Origin of the sequence: uncultured Gemmiger sp. (assembly GCA_944388105.1) — a bacterium.
In the GTDB taxonomy this organism is placed as follows: domain Bacteria; phylum Bacillota; class Clostridia; order Oscillospirales; family Ruminococcaceae; genus Gemmiger.
The window spans coordinates 1-16392 of the sequence record CALXHN010000008.1 but is presented as its reverse complement, the minus strand read 5'-3'; the positions used below and the strand labels follow the sequence as shown (position 1 = coordinate 16392).

The 16392-nt window shown below is 63.0% G+C and carries 13 protein-coding genes; 9 read left to right on the top strand and 4 right to left on the bottom strand.

Annotation, left to right across the window (positions count from 1 at the left end):
• Positions 1–71 precede the first annotated feature (71 nt).
• Genes Q0K17_RS01840 through Q0K17_RS01825 form a run of 4 tightly spaced genes read right to left on the bottom strand, consistent with a single transcriptional unit; the run spans position 72 to position 4598 of the window.
• The gene (locus tag Q0K17_RS01840) at positions 72–1691 is read right to left on the bottom strand and encodes an extracellular solute-binding protein (protein WP_294539231.1); all 1620 of its coding nucleotides are present in this window, start codon (positions 1689–1691) and stop codon (positions 72–74) included.
• Complete coding sequence (locus Q0K17_RS01835; protein WP_294539228.1) at positions 1688–2560, bottom strand: carbohydrate ABC transporter permease; 873 nt, start codon at positions 2558–2560, stop codon at positions 1688–1690. The genes Q0K17_RS01840 and Q0K17_RS01835 overlap by 4 nt, the downstream gene beginning before the upstream one ends.
• On the bottom strand, positions 2557–3462 hold the full coding sequence (locus tag Q0K17_RS01830) for a sugar ABC transporter permease (RefSeq protein ID WP_294539225.1): 906 nt from the start codon (positions 3460–3462) through the stop codon (positions 2557–2559). Before Q0K17_RS01830 ends, Q0K17_RS01835 begins: the two co-directional genes overlap by 4 nt.
• A 14-nt stretch (positions 3463–3476) precedes the next feature.
• Complete coding sequence (locus Q0K17_RS01825) at positions 3477–4598, bottom strand: ABC transporter ATP-binding protein (RefSeq protein ID WP_294539222.1); 1122 nt, start codon at positions 4596–4598, stop codon at positions 3477–3479.
• Between the two features lie 454 nt (positions 4599–5052).
• On the opposite strand from Q0K17_RS01825, the gene Q0K17_RS01820 reads away from it, so the two are divergent.
• From Q0K17_RS01820 to Q0K17_RS01780, 9 genes are all read left to right on the top strand, one after another.
• On the top strand, positions 5053–6330 hold the full coding sequence (locus Q0K17_RS01820; RefSeq protein ID WP_294539218.1) for a citrate transporter: 1278 nt from the start codon (positions 5053–5055) through the stop codon (positions 6328–6330).
• A 104-nt stretch (positions 6331–6434) separates the two neighbouring features.
• Positions 6435–8564 carry a hydantoinase/oxoprolinase family protein gene (locus Q0K17_RS01815; protein WP_294539215.1) on the top strand — a complete coding sequence of 710 codons (2130 nt, stop codon included), beginning with the start codon at positions 6435–6437 and terminating at the stop codon, positions 8562–8564.
• Positions 8565–8767: 203 nt separating this feature from the next.
• Positions 8768–9277: a hypothetical protein gene (locus Q0K17_RS01810; protein WP_294539213.1), complete on the top strand. Its 510-nt coding sequence runs from the start codon at positions 8768–8770 to the stop codon at positions 9275–9277.
• The gene (locus tag Q0K17_RS01805) at positions 9252–9992 is read left to right on the top strand and encodes a GntR family transcriptional regulator (RefSeq protein WP_294539210.1); all 741 of its coding nucleotides are present in this window, start codon (positions 9252–9254) and stop codon (positions 9990–9992) included. The genes Q0K17_RS01810 and Q0K17_RS01805 overlap by 26 nt, the downstream gene beginning before the upstream one ends.
• A 60-nt stretch (positions 9993–10052) precedes the next feature.
• On the top strand, positions 10053–11135 hold the full coding sequence (locus Q0K17_RS01800; RefSeq protein ID WP_294539208.1) for a type I phosphomannose isomerase catalytic subunit: 1083 nt from the start codon (positions 10053–10055) through the stop codon (positions 11133–11135).
• A 185-nt stretch (positions 11136–11320) separates the two neighbouring features.
• Positions 11321–12646 (top strand): MATE family efflux transporter, encoded by a 1326-nt coding sequence (locus Q0K17_RS01795; RefSeq protein ID WP_294539310.1) that lies wholly within the window; start codon positions 11321–11323, stop codon positions 12644–12646.
• A 155-nt stretch (positions 12647–12801) separates the two neighbouring features.
• Complete coding sequence (locus Q0K17_RS01790; protein ID WP_294539206.1) at positions 12802–13476, top strand: DUF4956 domain-containing protein; 675 nt, start codon at positions 12802–12804, stop codon at positions 13474–13476.
• The gene (locus tag Q0K17_RS01785; RefSeq protein ID WP_294539203.1) at positions 13473–15701 is read left to right on the top strand and encodes a CotH kinase family protein; all 2229 of its coding nucleotides are present in this window, start codon (positions 13473–13475) and stop codon (positions 15699–15701) included. The genes Q0K17_RS01790 and Q0K17_RS01785 overlap by 4 nt, the downstream gene beginning before the upstream one ends.
• On the top strand, positions 15698–16392 hold a 695-nt coding region (locus tag Q0K17_RS01780; protein ID WP_294539201.1), incomplete at its 3' end, for a polyphosphate polymerase domain-containing protein. The genes Q0K17_RS01785 and Q0K17_RS01780, both read left to right, overlap by 4 nt.

Sequence of the window (16392 nt, the reverse complement as noted above, 5' to 3'; positions counted from 1 at the left end):
GCATCCCTCGCGCCCCGGACAGTTCCATTATAGCCCAACGGGGCAAAAAATCAACAGATTGGGGCGTCTTGTCATTTTTTGAAAGATTTTCCTGCCGCTTTTTTCCGGGCCCCCACCCGGCGCAGCACCACGCAGGCCAGGATGCCCGCCCAGGCCGCGGCCAGGGCGCCCAGCAGGGCCACCGCGGTGGGGGGCAGGGGCCCCAGGTCCGCCTTGCCCGCCATGGCGGATGTCTGGTCCAGGTGGTACAGGGCCACCGTGTCGGTGTACAGGTCCTGGATGTAGGCGTCGTCCACCGTCTGGCTGCGGCGCACGCTCTTGGTCACGCTCTCGATGAGGGAGCCCGCCGCGTCCCGCAGGGAGGCGGAACCGTTGAACACCGGGGTCACAAAGGTGTTGTCCAGGTTGTCCAGCAGCAGCTGCACCGCCGCCAGCTTGACGGCGTAGTGGGTGTCGTCGTCCTCCCCGGCCCGGGAAAGGTAGTCCTGGTAGGCCGGGTCATTCTGGGCCTTGGTGGTCACCGGCACATAGCCTTCGGTCTCGGAGTAGGCGATCTGCACATCATTGGTCAGAAGATACTGGGCAAACAGCCAGGAGGCCAGCACCTCCTGGGGGTCGTCCTTGTTGAAGATACACACCGACGGCCCCTGGGAGATCATCTGGGGATGGTCCGGGTCAAACTGGGGCACCATCCGCACGGCGGTCTCAAAGTTGACCACCTTGTCCGGGGCAATGTCCATCAGGGGGGCGCTGCTGCCCATCCAGGTGGAGCCGGCGGTGGAGTCCACCGCAAAGACGCACTGTCCGGCGTTCAAAAAGTTGGCGGGATAGCCCGACAGCTTGAAGGTGGAGAAGGCCCCGTCCGCCGTGTACCCCGCAATGCCTTTCAGAAGGTCGGTGGTCACGTCGTTGAACAGTTCGATCTCCCCGCTCTGGGTGGAGTAGCCCGCTCCCTTCTGCTTGAGCATCTGGATCATCATGTTGTCGGTGGATTTGTACAGGAAGGGCACCATGACCTTCTGCCCGTTGAGGGCGTAGGTGCCGTCGGCGTTCTGCTTGGCTGCCGCCTCGGACACCTCCCACACAAAGTCCCAGGTGAGCACATCGGGCAGGGTGTAGCCCAGGGCTTCCACATAGGTCTTGTTCACATAGCAGGCCTCGGTGGAGCGCATGAAGGGCAGGGCGTAACAGGTATCCCCCAGGTGGCATTCCTCCCAGAATTGGGGCACGATCTCACTCTGGGTGGGACCGTCGAATTTCAGGGCGCTGCCCCCCAGCCCGTACTCCGGGTCGGCGGCCAGGTCGTCCAGGGGCACCACCACATTGTCCCCGGTGAGGTAGGTGGCAATGTGGTCGGGGTAGGTGATGCAGACATTGGGGGTGGTGCCGGTGGAGATGTTGGTGATGACGTCGTTGTAGATGTCCCCGTAGTCGGTGTACAGCCGCAGGGTCACGGTGATGTTGGGGTACAGCGCCTGGAAGTCCTCGATGGCCTTTTTATAGATGTCGGTCTGGGTCTTGTTGGTGTCGTTCTTGGCCCAGAAGGTGATCTCATAGTTCTGGCTCTCGTCAAAGGAATCCGGCACCGCAAAGGCGGCCCGCTCCTGGCTGCCGTGGCACCCGGCCAGCAGGCCGGCGCACAGCACCCCGGCCAGCACCGCCCCCAGGGGGCGCAATAACCGATGGTTCATCCTTTCAACCCTCCTCTGGAAGCGCCTTCCATGATCTTGTTGCGGAAGGCCAGGAACAGCAGCACCAGCGGCACCGAGATGACCACCACGGCGGCCATCATGGCGGGGACGTTCTCCCGGCCGAAGCCCTCTTCCCGGATCTGCTGGATACCGTTGGACACCAGGAAGTAGGCCTGGTCGTCGGTGATGAGCCGGGGCCAGACGTAGGAGTTCCAGCACTCGATGAGTTTCAGGATGGTGATGGTGACGATGGTGGGCCGGCAGATGGGCACCATGACCTTCCACAGATATTTCAGGTCGGAGGTGCCGTCCACCTTGGCGGCCTTGTACAGCTCCTCGGGCACCTGCTCAAAGTTCTCCTTTAATAAATAAATGTAGAACACCGAGGTGATGGAGGGCAGGATCAGACCGGGAAAGCTGTTGCGCATGTCCAGGTTGGTGATGGTCACAAAGTTGGTGATGACCACCAGCTCGTTGGGGATCATCATCATGGACAGAAACAGCCCGAAAACGAAATCCCGGCCCCGGAACCGCAGGCGGGCAAAGGCGTAGGCGGCCAGGGTGCTCACCACCACCATGACCGCGGTGGTGATGACCGCAAAGATCAGGGTGTTGAGCAGATACCCGCCCAAAGGCACGGCGGTGAAGGCCTGCCTGTAGTTGTCCAGAGTGGGGGAGAGGGTGAAGAAGGAGGGCACATACTCCGAGTTGTAGGCGCTGTAGCTTTTGACCGAGGTGAGCACCATCCAGTAAAAGGGGAAGAGCACCACCACGGCCCAGATGCTCAGGGCCAGGTAGGTCAGGGCCTTGAGAAAGCCGCTTTTCCGTCCGGCGGCCTTGCGGCGGGCCTCAAATTCGGTGTGGGTCATTGGATATGCACGCCTCCTTCCGAAACCCGGCGGCTGATGAGCAGGTTGATGCAGGTGATGGTCAGCACGATGACGAACAGGATGATGGCCGCCGCCGATGCGTAGGAGGGATAGCCGCCGCTGTCCCCGTAGAGCATGTCGTACACATAGCCCACGATGGTGTTCATCCCGGCGGCGTTCAGGTCGGTGCCGAAGAGGGCCACCGCGTCACTGTAGGCCTTGAAGGCGCCGATGAAGCCGGTGATGACCAGGTACACCAGCATGGGGGCGATCATGGGCAGGGTGATGCGGAAGAAGATGCGGGTGCGGGAGGTGCCGTCCACCCGGGCGGCCTTGTAGTAGTCCGGGTTCACCGAGGCCAGCGCCCCGGTAAGTACCAGGATCTTGAAGGGCATGACCACCCAGATGGTGTAAAAGCAGAGGACGAACATCTTGGCCCAGTGGGGACCGTTGATGAAGTCGATGGGGCCGGCGCCGAACCAGCGGAGCATCAGGTTCACCAGGCCGTCGGTGTACTCGGTCTTCTGGAAGAGCACCATGAACACCAGGCCCACGGCCAGGGTGTTGGTGACGTAGGGCAGGAAGTAGATGGTCTGGTAGAGGTTGCGCAGAGGCCGGATGGAAGCCAGCGCCGCCGAGATGGCCAGGGCCAGCCCGGTGGACACCGGCACCGTGATGATGACCAGCACAAAGGTGTTCTGCACCGCCTGCAGGAAGTAGGGGTCGTGGAGCACATAAGAGTAGTTGTACCATCCCGTGCCCCAGTAGCTCTGGGAGGCAAAGTTGAAGCCTTCCTCAAAGGAATAGATCAGCACGTCGATGACCGGGTAGACCAGGAACACCGCCAGCAGTGCGGCGGCGGGCAGCAGGTACAGCCAGGCCTTGCGGGAAGAGCGGTCCATGCACCGGCCCCCTTTCAGCGGCGGGCGCCGGACAGGGCAAAGGGCAGGCGGCGCTCATCGGCTTTATCAAAAAGGAAGACCTTGTCCGGTTTCAGGGCAAAGTGAACGGTGGGGTCGGCGGCGTTGACCAGGTTCCGGGAGGGGATGATGGCCCGGATGGTGTCCGCCTGACAGGCGGGATGGGTGCAGACGATGCTCACGTCCCGGCCCAGCACTTCCACCCGGCTCAGGGCGCAGGCCACCGGGCCGGTGCCGTCGGGCACAAAGCCTTCGGGGCGGATGCCTGCCCAGACCGGGCCGTCGGGGACGCCGGGAACATCCAGCACCGGGGCGTCAGCACCCTTCAGGTACAGCTTGCCGCCTTTGACGGCGGCGTCAAAGACGTTGATGGGCGGGGTGCCCAGGAACTTGGCCACAAAGAGGTTGGCCGGGTCGTCGTAGACCTGCTGGGGCTCCCCCTGCTGCATGAGCACCCCGTTCTTCATCACCACGATGTGGTCGGAGATGCTCATGGCCTCCTCCTGGTCATGGGTGACAAAGATGGTGGTGATGCCGGTGGCCCGCTGGATCTTGCAGATCTCCTCCCGGGTCTGCAGCCGCAGGCGGGCGTCCAGGTTGGACAGGGGCTCGTCCAGCAGCAGTACCCGGGGCGTCTTGACCAGGGCCCGGGCGATGGCCACCCGCTGCTGCTGGCCGCCGGACAGTTCCCGGGGCTTGCGGTCCAGTAAATCCTCGATCTGCACCAGCCTGGCGGTCTCCACCGCCCGACGGCGCATCTCCGCCTTGGAAAGCTTCTTGTCCCCCTTCAGGTTCTCCAGGGGGAAGGTGATGTTCTGCAGCACCGTCAGGTGGGGGTACAGGGCGTAGTTCTGGAACACCATGCCCACACCCCGCAGCTCCGGCGGGGCAGCGGTGACGTCCTCCTCCCCGAAGAAGATCTGTCCGGCGGTGGGGGTCTCCAGACCGCAGATCATATTCAAAGTGGTGCTCTTGCCGCAGCCGGAAGGGCCCAGCAGTCCCACCAGCTTGCCGTCCGGCACCGTAAAACTCAAGGAATCCACCGCCGTGACCTCGCCGGACGTTCCCTTGCCCCGGGCGGGGAACCGCTTGGTCAGGCCAACCAATTTGATATTCATGCACACATCTCCCCAATGTCAGCAATATGAAGCCATTATACCGCATTTGCCGGGGCATCACAAGCGCGGGCGGGGGCGGGGCCGGGGGTGCTCCGGGCCCGGGAAAGCCCGCCGGACAGGGGTCCGGGGGGAAAGAGCAGGGAGGATGTCTGATAAAGAGTCCCAATAACGGGACATATTTTCAGAAGGGGCGGTGGAAAATTCTTCCAATTATAGGCAAAGTGCGGTGGTGGAAAGCAGAACCGAAAGAAAAGAAATCCTCCTGTTACAGCCGGATGGATATGGATACAGGCTGAAATCCGGGAAAAACAAGAAGTGTTAAAAAGATGTGAAGAATATGAACATTGTGTAAAGTGCATAAAAAAACGCCCGGACTATCGTGATTATGGAGATAGACAAACTGATATATCAGTAGTAATATATCAGTGTAATATATTTTTCAAGGAGGTATCCCATGGTTAATCTCATTGCGGGCGTATTGCTGCTGATCACCTTTATCGGGCTGATCGCGTACTGCGCCAAAGGCGGCAACCTGCTGATCGGCTTTATCGTGACGGCACTGCTCTGGTGCATCATCGGTCGTGTGCCCATCACCACGGTGGTCAATGATGTCTTTGAAAAGTCGGTGGAAAGCTACGGCGCGACCATCGCCATCATCGTATTCGGTGCTTGGTTCGGCCGCGTTCTGGTGGACACCGGCATTGCGGGCTACATCATTAAAAAGACCGTGGAGCTGGCCGGCGACAAGCCCCTGCTCACCACCCTGCTGCTGAACTTCGTCTGTGCCCTGATCTTCTGCAGCGCCTTCGGCGTCGGCTCGGTCATGGCCATCGGCATGATCGTGCTGCCCATCATGTTCTCCCTGGGCATCGACAAGAAGACGGCCGTCGGCTCCTACATGCTGGCGGTGGCTGCCGGCATGTACCTGAACATCGCCTACGTCAGCCAGTTCTTCGCTGTCTTCCCCGACATCACCTATGATGCCAAGTACCGCACCTTCGCCATCATCGCCACCGTCGTCAGCGTGCTGGTCATGGCCGTGTACATCGTCTTCAACTACACCAGACAGCGCAAGAACCGCGCTTTCGCCGCCGCTCCCAAAGTGGAGGCCAAGCCCCTGCCCTGGTACTGCGTCATCGTTCCCTTCGTTCCCATCGTGATGGTCTCCTTCTTCTCCTGGCAGCCCGTGCCCTCCTTCCTGCTGGGCATCTTCCTGGGCCTGCTGTTCACCCGCAACATGACCAGCTACTCCAAGGCTGTGGAAAAGGTCCAGAAGACCCTGTATGACGGCGTCGCGGACTCCGGCCTGCTGATCGGCATGCTGTACGGCGTCAACATCTTCCAGGCGGCCGCCAAGCAGGTGGCCCCCATCCTGCAGGACCTGCTGGGTGACATCATCCCCACCTCTCCCGTTGTGCTGCTCATCGCCTTCTGCGTGCTGGCTCCGCTGGCCCTGTTCCGCGGCCCCCTGATGATCTGGGGCTCCGGCATCGCGCTGGCTTCCATCCTGCAGGCCATGGGCGTGTTCACCGAACCTTATCTGTTCATGCTGTTCCTGGTGCCGCCGGTGGCCATCGTGGCTTCCGCCTGCCCGACCCAGTCCTGGACCATGTGGGCTCTGAGCTATGCCAAGCTGGAACCCAAGAACTACATCAAAGCGAACCTGCCCTGGGGCTGGATCGCCTGCATCATCATCCAGATCGTGGGTTATCTGACTTACAGCATCGTCTGATCTTCCCCCTTCCGTACGCACAACGGTGCCGGCCAACATTGCGCATGGCTGGCGCCGTTTGTGCTTGAAGGGCGGCACACCGTGACACAATGAGGGAAAATACTATGGCAAAAAGATCCATCCGCATCGGCATCGACGTGGGCGGCACCCACACCAAGGCTGTCGCCATCGACAACAATACCAACGAGATCGTGGGCAAGGGCTCGGTCATGACCACCCACTTCGCCAAGGAGGGCGTGGCCCGGGGCGTTGTGGAATCCTTCCAGAAATGCCTGGAGACCAGCAACATCAGCCCGGATGAAGTCATCTTCATCGCCCACAGCACCACCCAGGCCACCAACGCCCTGCTGGAAGGCGACGTGGCCAACGTGGGCGTCATCGGCATCGGCAAGGGCGGCCTGGAAGGCTTCCTGGCCAAGCGCCAGACCCGCATCCCGGACATCGACCTGGGCACCGGCAAGTTCATCCACATCGACTCCGAGTTCATGAAGGCCAAGGAGATGAACCACGACAGCGTCAAGGCCATGATCCAGAAGATGTACGACCAGGGCGACCGGGTCATCGTGGCCTCCAAGGCCTTCGGCGTGGATGATATGTCCGAGGAACGCCTGGTGGCCGAGACCGCCGAGGAGATGGGCATGCCCGCCTCCATGGCTTCGGACATCACCAAGCTGTACGGCCTGACCACCCGCACCCGCACCGCGGCCCTGAACGCCAGCATCCTGCCCAAGATGATGGAGACCGCCAACAGCACCGAGTCCTCGGTGCGCTCCACCGGCGTCAAGGTCCCCCTGATGATCATGCGCGGCGACGGCGGCGTTATGGAAGTCAACGAGATGAAGAAGCGCCCGGTGCTGACCATGCTCAGCGGCCCCGCGGCTTCGGTCATCGGCGCTCTGATGTACCTGCGTGCCTCCAACGGCATCTACTTTGAGGTGGGCGGCACCTCCACCAACATCGGCGTCATCAAGAACGGCCGTCCCGCCGTGGACTACGCCATCATCGGCGGCCACCGCACCTACGTCAACTCCCTGGACGTGCGCGTCCTGGGCGTGGCCGGCGGTTCCATGGTGCGTGCCGGCAAGGGCGGCATCGTGGACGTGGGTCCCCGTTCCGCCCACATCGCCAACATGGGCTATGCCTGCTTCACCGACACCGCCCTGTTTGAAGGCGCCACCCTGTACCACATGCAGCCCCGGGAGAACGACCCCGACGACTATGTGGCCATCCGCCTGAACAACGGCGAGAGCGTCACCATCACCAACACCTGCGCCGCCAACGTGCTGGGCATCCTGGCCGAGGGCGACTACGCCCGCGGCAACGTGGAATCCGCCCGCAAGGCCATCGGCCTGCTGGCCCAGGAGGTGGGCATGTCCATCGAGGACACCGCCCGGGCCATCCTGCAGAAATCCACCGACAAGATCAAGCCGGTCATCGAGGACCTGATCGCCAAGTACAAGATCGAGCGCGACCAGATCGTGCTGGTGGGCGCCGGCGGCGGCGCGGGCACCCTGCTGACCTTCACCGCCAACGACATGGGCTTCAAGTACCAGATCCCCGAAAACGCCGAGGTCATCTCTTCCATCGGCGTGGCCCTGGCCATGGTCCGTGAGATGGTGGAACGCACCATCCCCAACCCCACCGCCAAGGACATCGCCGAACTGAAGAAGGAAGCCAAGGAGATGGCCATGAACTCCGGCGCCGTGGAGGACAGCGTGGAAGTGTACGTGGAGATCGACGAGCAGGCCCAGAAGGTCACCGCCATCGCCATGGGCTCCACCGAGGTCAAGACCACCGACCTGATGAAGAACTGCGACGAGACGGAAGCCGTGCAGATCGCGGCGGAATCCGTGGGCGTGGACCCCAAGGACGTGGAGCTGGAAGCTTCCAACGGCCAGGTCTTTGTGGTCACCTGCCAGCAGGGCAGCCGCAAACAGCTGCGGGTCATCGACAAGAAGGGCTTCATCAAGATCCAGCGCTCGGACGGCGGCTGCCTGCGCACCACCATGGCCAACGTGGCCGACGACCTGAAGAAGATCTGGGATGCTTCCTCCAACTTCTCTTCCGAAGTGCGCATCAACCCCGACGTGTATGTCATCGCCGGGTCCCGGGTCATTGACTATTCCGGCATTCCGGAGTACGCTCAGGTGGAAGGCCTGATCGAGGCCGAACTGGCGGACAAGGAACCGGATGACGAGATCATTCTGGTGCTGGCCAAGAACGCATTGCGCTGACCGGCTTCCAGGCAAGGGCCGGCCCCGTGGGGGACCGGCCCTTGTGCGTGCGGACCCGGGCAAAGGAGAGGGATATGTGCACCCAATGGAGCGATGAAAACTGGTACGCCCTGTTCCTGCAGGGGGATCCTGTTGCCAGACCGTTGAATTCTTCGCAGAAATCTTCTATAATAAGGCTGTCAATGCAGGAAGCAAAGAGACAAATGCAGACGCTGCGGCAGCGGTTCGGCACCGAAGAACCCGAACCCTGTCTGCGGCAGCTTGGCTACCGGATCGAAGAAGAAAACCCGGAACTGATGCTCCATTTCCTTTATATGGGACTGACGGTGCCGGACGAACACAAGGTCTGTCTGAACAGGACCGTCCTGGGCGTATTGGAACAATACATGCACACCCATCTCCCCGCCGGGGACCCGCAGCGGGAAAAACTGCGTGATATCGTCTTGTATCACGAGCTTTTCCACGTGCTGGAAGAAACGTCCGAAGGCATTTACACCCGCCGCGTCTACGCCACGCGCAAGCTGCTGGGCTGCATCCCCTGGAAAAGCAAGGTGGAGGCGGCCAGCGAGATCGGAGCGGTCCACTTTTCCAAGCTGATGGCAAGGGCGGAATTCTCCCCCTGTCTCTACACCAGGTATCTTCTTGCGGCAACGAACCAAAAGACAGATATGGATGGTGCGTACGGTGATGGAAAAGAAAGTGGATGGCGGTGACGTTTACTCCGTCCTGCGGGACGACATTATCAATCTGCGGCTGCGCCCCGGTGCGTTTTTCAGCATCCGGGACCTGTGCGCCTTCTATAATGTCGGGCGTTCGCCCGGGCGGGAAGCCCTGATCCGGCTGGAACAGGAAGGCCTTGTGACCTTTCTGCCCCAGCGCGGGACCATGATCTCCAAACTGGACCTGGAACGGATCGACAACGAACGCTATATCCGCCGCTCCATCGAAGAAAATGTAATGAGGGACTTCGTCGGTATGTTCTCCAACTCGGTGATCCTGCACCTGGAAGAGATGATCCGGGAGCAGCGCGTGCTGCACAAAGGCGGGGATCATCGGGGATTTCTGGACGCCGACGACCGGTTCCATCGGGTTTTTTATCAGGGGGCAGAGCGCGAATACTGCTGCGATGTCATCGACAAGGAATGCAGCAACTATCGACGGATGCGCCTGCTGGCCCAGATGACCGACAACGACGCCATGGAAAAAACCATCGAAGAACACGTCCAACTGGTCAATGCCGTGGCCCTGCGTGACATGGAAAGGGTCATGTCCTGCTTTTCTCTCCACCTGGACCAGATCAAGAGCCAGGAACGCAAGATCCTGCGCCGCTTCGGCGATCTGTTCCAGAACGTCTCCGGCCAGGAACGGCGGGAAAACCCCGACCTGGACACGGATTTTCTCCTTTCCATCCGCGGCCACGGGCTCTGAGCCCGCCCACCCGCCGCGCCCTGCCTGCCGCAAACAGGCAGGTGAACAGGTTTGAACGATATGACAATGCCCGTCCGGCTGGACCATGCCCGCGCATGGCGTACCTATCTGGGCGGAAAACTGCTGGATACATGGAACGGCATCCCTGATGCCAGGGACACCAACTTCCCCGAAGAGTGGATCGCCTCGCTGGTGACCGCCCGCAACCCCGGCCGGGAACAGTTCCCGGACGAAGGTCTCAGCCGTCTGGCGGACCTTCCCGGGACCCCCTTCCTGCGCGACTGGATCGAACAGCAGGGCTCCCGGGCGGTGGGCGCGGACCACTGGGCCCGGTACGGGGCCTCCCTGGGGGTGCTGGTCAAGCTCATTGATGCCGGCGAACGGCTGACGGTGCAGGTCCACCCCGACCGGGACACCGCCGAAAAGCTCTTCCATTCCCGGTACGGCAAGACCGAGTGCTGGTATGTGCTGGGCGGCCGCACCATCAACGGGGAGGAACCCTGCATCTATCTGGGGTTCCGGCCCGGGGTGACCCGGAGCCAGTGGAAGGAGCTGTTCCAGGAACAGAACTGCGCCGGCATGCTGGCATGCCTGCACAAGATCCCCGTCCACAGGGGAGATGTGATCCTGATCCGGGGCGGGGTGCCCCACGCCATCGGCGCGGGCTGCTTCCTGACCGAGATCCAGGAACCCACCGACTACACCATCCGGGTGGAGCGCACCACCCCTTCGGGGCTGCGCATCGCCGACAGCGCCTGCCACCAGGGACTGGGCTTCGAGCGGATGTTCGACTGCTTCCACTTTGAGCCCGTCACCGAGGCGGAGGCCCGCCGCCGGTGGTTCCTGCACCACGACCCGACCCCGCTGCCCGACGGCGGGACCCGCCGGGTGCTGGTCGACCAGGGGGATACCCCCTACTTCGCCATGGAGGAACTGACCGTGACCGGCACCGCCCAGCTGCCGCCGGACGGCCGGTTCGGCATTCTGGTGGCGGTGGAAGGGGAGGGCTGTTTCCTGGGCCCCCAGGGCCAGACCATGCCGGTACGGCGCGGGGAACAGTTCTTTGTGCCCGCCTCGGCCGGGACGCTGGGCGTCCGGGCTTCGGGCACGCTGCGCCTGCTGCACTGCGGCGGGCCGCGCTGAATATCTGTACAGCCAACGGGCAGGGACCGCGGATGCGGCCCCTGCCTTTTTGCACGCCGCCGCGCTTGACAACCTCCGGGCGCCGCGTTAGGATTAAATGCGTGTTTTGTATATTTATAAAGGTGTGTGGTACAAAGGTGTATGAAAAATCTGTTTCCCTGACCGAGGGCAGTGTGGCCCGGGGTATGCTGGTGTTTGCGGTGCCGATCTTTTTCAGCAACCTGTTCCAGCAGCTGTACAACGCGGTGGACTCGCTCATCGTGGGCAACTTCCTGGGCGGGGACGCCCTGGCCGCGGTGGGCTCTTCCGGCAGCCTGATCTTCCTGCTCACCGGCTTTGTGAACGGGGTCAGCCTGGGCGCCGGGGTGCTGGTGGCCCGGTACTACGGCGCAAAGGACGAGGAGGCCCTGCGTCGGGCGGTGCATACCACCGTGGCCCTGGGCCTGGCCGCCGGGGCGGTGCTCACGGTGGTGGGCATGGTCCTCACCCCCCAGATCCTGCGCTGGATGGGCACCCCCGCCGAGGTCATGCCCAACTCGGTGGCCTATTTCCGGATGTACTTCCTGGGTTCCCTGGCCGTGGTCATGTACAACGTGGGGGCCAGCATCCTGCAGTCGGTGGGAGACAGCCGCAGCCCCATGTATTACCTTATCACCGCCTCGGCGCTCAATGTGATCCTGGACCTCTTCTTCATCGCCGTGCTGGGCATGGGGGTGGGCTCCGCCGCCCTGGCCACCATCCTCTCCCAGACGGTGAGCGCGGTGCTGGCCTTCCGCAAGCTGAGCATGACCAAAGCCCCCTACGGGGTGCGCTGGCGCCAGGTGCGGTTCCACGGCCCCACCCTGCGGGCGGTGGTCATCCAGGGGGTGCCTTCCGGGGTGCAGAACTCGGTCATCTCTCTGGCCAACGTCATCGTGCAGGCCAACATCAACGCCTTCGGCGCCCAGGCCATGGCCGGGTGCGGCGCCTACAGCAAGGTGGAAGGCTTCGCCTTCCTGCCCGTGACCTGCTTTGCCATGGCCCTGGCCACCTTCATCAGCCAGAACATCGGCGCCGGCAGGCTGGACCGGGTGCGCCGGGGCATGCGCTTCGGCATGCTGACCTCCGCGCTGCTGGCCGAAGGGGTGGGCGTGGCCATGTTCCTGCTGGCCCCCTGGCTCATCGGGGCCTTCAACCCCGAACCGGAGGTGATCGCCTTCGGGGTGCGGCAGGCCCGCACGGTGGCGCTGTTCTACTGCCTGCTGGCCTTCAGCCACTGCTCCGCCGGCATCCTGCGCGGCCTGGGCCGGCCCATGGTGCCCATGGCCGTCATGCTGGCGGTGTGGTGCGCGCTGCGCATCACCTACATCACCGTCACCCTGCGGTTCATTCCCCAGATCGGGGTCATCTTCTGGGCCTATCCCATCACCTGGACCATCAGTTCGGTGCTCTTTGCCTGGTACCTGACCCACTGCCCCCTGCCCAGCCCCGGGGGCGGCGCCCCCGGCCACGGGGAAAACGCCCGCGCCTGACCTGGTTTTGCCTTTCTGCGCCCTGCTCCGGCAGGGCGCTTTCTGTTTGTGAAAAAAACAGGAATGCTGATTGTAAAGAAATGGAAAAAGTGCTATAATACGACAGACTATCACATCCCCGGAGGCTGTGCCCCGGAAAAGGAGTTTGGGCAAAGATGAGCAAACGTCAGATCCTGGAATACCTGCTGGAAACCAACACCAGCGTTTCGGTGACGCAGATGTGCGTCTCCCTGCTGGTGGCCCTGGTCATGGGCCTGTTTATCTACTTCGTCTACCGGGCCACCTACCGGGGCACCCTGTATTCCAAAAATTTCAATCTCACCCTGATCCTCATTGTGCTGATCACCACCGTGGTCATGATGATCATCGGCACCAACCTGGCGCTGAGCCTGGGCATGGTGGGCAGCTTGTCCATCATCCGTTTCCGTACCGCCATCAAGGAACCCCGGGACATCGCCTTCCTCTTCTGGGCGGTGAGCATCGGTCTGGCCTGCGGCAGCGAATTCTATGTGGCCGGGGTGCTGGGCAGTGTGCTCATTGCGGTGGTGCTGGCCCTGGCCAACCTGGACCTGTACGATTCGGTGAGCTTTCTTCTGGTGGTCCGGGGGCAGGAAGGCGCCCTGGACCTGGACGGGGTGCAGAAGGCCATCCGGGAAAAGACCCGCACCGCCAGACTGCGCATGCGCAGCCGCAGCGCCGGCAGCGATGAGGTCACCTTTGAACTGCGGCTGAAAAGCAAGTACGAGCACGACCTGGTGGAGGCGGTGGGCGCCTGCGCCGGGGTACAGAGCGTGAACCTGGTGAGCTACAGCGGGGAAAGCATCGGATGACGCCCTCCGTATACAAGAGGATTCTGGCGGTGCTGCTGCCCCTGGCCCTGCTGGCGGCCCTGGGGGCGGCGGTGGCCCTGCATCTGGCCGAAGTCCCCGGTCCCGACAACTACGCGGGGCGCACCGTCCTCATCAATGAGGTCTGCCCCAAGAACCTGACCGGCATCGAAGACGCCGACGGCAATACCGGGGACTGGGTGGAGCTCATCAACGTGTCCGGGGAGGATCTGGTGCTGGATGGCTGGGGCCTCAGCGACGACCCCGACCGCCCCTTCCGCTGGACCTTCCCCGAAGGCAGCACCATCGGCGGCGGGGCCAACAACATTCTGGTGATCTTTGCGGACGGGCAGGACTATTTTGACGGCACCAACCTTCACGCCAAATTCTCCCTGGCCCGCACCGGGGAGACCCTGGTGCTCACCGCCCCCGACGGCACCACCGTGGACACCCTGGAATACCCGTCCATGGAATATGACCTGACCTACGGCCGTCTGGCCGGCAGTGCCGACCGGGTGGGGGTGCTCACCGGCCCCACCCCCGGGGCGGCCAACAGCCGGGATTTCCTGGAAGAGAGTATTACGCCTGCCGACTGGGGCGCGGTGAACTTCTCCGCCCCCGCGGGCTTTTATGAGGAGGACTTTCAGCTGACCCTGTCCAGCGACGACCCCGACGCGGTCATCCTGTACACCCTGGACGGCAGCGTGCCGGACACCGATTCCCCGGTGTACACCGGCCCCCTCTCCATCGAAAGTCGGGCGGGGGAGAAAAACCAATACGTCAGCCTGCCCACCGTTTTGTATGACGGCTGGCTGCTGGGGTATGCCTTTGCGTATGCCCCCGACCCGGTGGACAAGGCCACCACCGTCACCGCCCGCCTGTGGAAGGATGGGGTGCTGGGGGAGGAGATCAGCGTGCAGACCTACTGGGTGGGGGTGGACGCCGGCAGCCTGCCGGTGGTCAGCCTGACCTGCGAGGCGGACGACCTCTTCGGCCCCGAGGGCATCTATGTGGCGGGGCAGACCTACTACACCATGCGCAAATACGGCTCCGAAAACCCCCAGGGCAACTTCAACGGCAATGAGAAGGTGGACGGCCGGCTGCAGATCCTTGCCCCCGACGGCAGCGAAGCCTGGCAGGCACAGACCACCGTGCGGGTCTCCGGCGGATGGAGCCGCCAGGGGGTCAAGCAGAAAAACCTGCACCTGAAACTGCAGGACGACGCCACCTCCGGCATTCTGGACGCGGCTCCCGGCGGCGACGCCCTGGACACCCTGGTTTTGCGGGGCATGGGCAACGGCACCGTCTACCCGGCCCTGCACCAGGACGCCTTTTTGTCCAACTACCTGTACGACCTGGACATCGGCTGCCAGTACAACGTCCCCGTGACCCTGTTCCTGCAGGACGAATACTGGGGCGTGTACACCATCCGGGAGAGCAAGAACACCGATTTCTATGAGCGGCATTACGGCATCCAGGAAAAGGACCTGATCTGCCCCGGCACCACCGACGACGAGACCGCCCAGCCGGAAAAAAGCGCCTTCGGCCTGGGGGTGGACGCCCTGGACGCCACCACCCCCGAAGGCAAAGCCTGGGTGGAGGCCAACGTGGACGTGGAGGAGTACATCCGGTACACCATCGCCCAGATGTACACCTACAACGCCGACGGCATGTACAACGGCGGCAACAACTCGGTGCTGTGGAAGAGCAGCACCATCGACGAGGACAACCCCTACGCCGACGGCCGGTGGCGGTTTTTGCTCAACGACCTGGACGCCACCATGATCGACTACCAGGTGGACCCCTTCGCCTACCTGCTGGAAAACGACTTCTCCTTTGCCAACTGCGAAAATTCCCCCTGGTACTCGGTCATCGACAACCTGTTCCAGAAACTGTGGCAGGACCCGGATTTCCGGCAGCGGTTCGCGGAGGAATTCCGGGCGGAGATGGCCACCACCTACGCCCCGGAAAACATCGGCCCCGCCTTCACGGCCTGGGCCGACCTGCTGCGTCCCGAGACCCAGCGGGATCTGGACCGGCTGAAGGTGGACACCACCCCTCTGGCCCCCCTGGTCAGGCTGTTTGACGGCAGCGGGGTCACCGGGTGGGAGATGTCCATGGAAGAATGGGAGGAACAGGTGGACACCATGAACGAATACCTGGCCAACCGGGCGGACGTGATGCTCCGCTACCTGGACCAGTACCTGCAGGAGGCGGAGGGAGCATGAAAAGCCTGACCAACGCCCCCGCTCTGGCCGTGGACCGGCACGAGGAAAAGTTCTTGCTCAACCCCGGGGAGGCCGCCCTGGTCCGGGGCCTGCTGGACGGGGTGCTGTACCGGGACCGGTATTCCGCCGGCGGGGCCTACTACATCCGCAGCCTGTACTTTGACACCCCCTTTGACAACGACTACGCCGACAAGGTGCTGGGGGTCAGCGACCGGCGCAAGGTCCGCCTGCGCATCTACAGCACCGACGCGGCCGCCGCCCGCCTGGAACTGAAGGAGAAGCAGGGGATCTACTCCCACAAGACCGGCGTCACCCTGACCCGGGCCCAGGCCCAGGCCCTGATCGCCGGGGAGCGGGACTTCCTGTGCCGGAGCGCCGACGCCGCCGCCCGACGGGCGGGAAACCTGCTGGTGCAGGAGGCGCGCCGCCCCGCCGCTCTCATCGACTATGAGCGCACCGCCTGGACCATGCCGGTGGAGCGGGTGCGCATCACCCTGGACGAGCATGTGCGCGCCGCCAAGAGCGCGGCCCTCTTTGATGCGGCCGTCCCCATGGTGGGGGTGCATTCCGGGGGCGCGGTGATCCTGGAGGTCAAGTACGACCACTACCTGCCCGGGCACATCCGCCGGATGCTCTCCGCGGTGCAGGGCCAGGGCATGAGCATCAGCAAATACGCCGCCGCCCGGGAATT

Bases quoted from the DNA above. Each gene is read 5' to 3' on its own strand.
- Q0K17_RS01840 (WP_294539231.1), bottom strand. From the start codon at position 1,691: ATGAACCATCGGTTATTGCGCCCCCTGGGGGCGGTGCTGGCCGGGGTG.
- Q0K17_RS01835 (WP_294539228.1), bottom strand. From the start codon at position 2,560: ATGACCCACACCGAATTTGAGGCCCGCCGCAAGGCCGCCGGACGGAAA.
- Q0K17_RS01830 (WP_294539225.1), bottom strand. From the start codon at position 3,462: ATGGACCGCTCTTCCCGCAAGGCCTGGCTGTACCTGCTGCCCGCCGCC.
- Q0K17_RS01825 (WP_294539222.1), bottom strand. From the start codon at position 4,598: ATGAATATCAAATTGGTTGGCCTGACCAAGCGGTTCCCCGCCCGGGGC.
- Q0K17_RS01820 (WP_294539218.1), top strand. From the start codon at position 5,053: ATGGTTAATCTCATTGCGGGCGTATTGCTGCTGATCACCTTTATCGGG.
- Q0K17_RS01815 (WP_294539215.1), top strand. From the start codon at position 6,435: ATGGCAAAAAGATCCATCCGCATCGGCATCGACGTGGGCGGCACCCAC.
- Q0K17_RS01810 (WP_294539213.1), top strand. From the start codon at position 8,768: ATGCAGACGCTGCGGCAGCGGTTCGGCACCGAAGAACCCGAACCCTGT.
- Q0K17_RS01805 (WP_294539210.1), top strand. From the start codon at position 9,252: ATGGAAAAGAAAGTGGATGGCGGTGACGTTTACTCCGTCCTGCGGGAC.
- Q0K17_RS01800 (WP_294539208.1), top strand. From the start codon at position 10,053: ATGACAATGCCCGTCCGGCTGGACCATGCCCGCGCATGGCGTACCTAT.
- Q0K17_RS01795 (WP_294539310.1), top strand. From the start codon at position 11,321: ATGCTGGTGTTTGCGGTGCCGATCTTTTTCAGCAACCTGTTCCAGCAG.
- Q0K17_RS01790 (WP_294539206.1), top strand. From the start codon at position 12,802: ATGAGCAAACGTCAGATCCTGGAATACCTGCTGGAAACCAACACCAGC.
- Q0K17_RS01785 (WP_294539203.1), top strand. From the start codon at position 13,473: ATGACGCCCTCCGTATACAAGAGGATTCTGGCGGTGCTGCTGCCCCTG.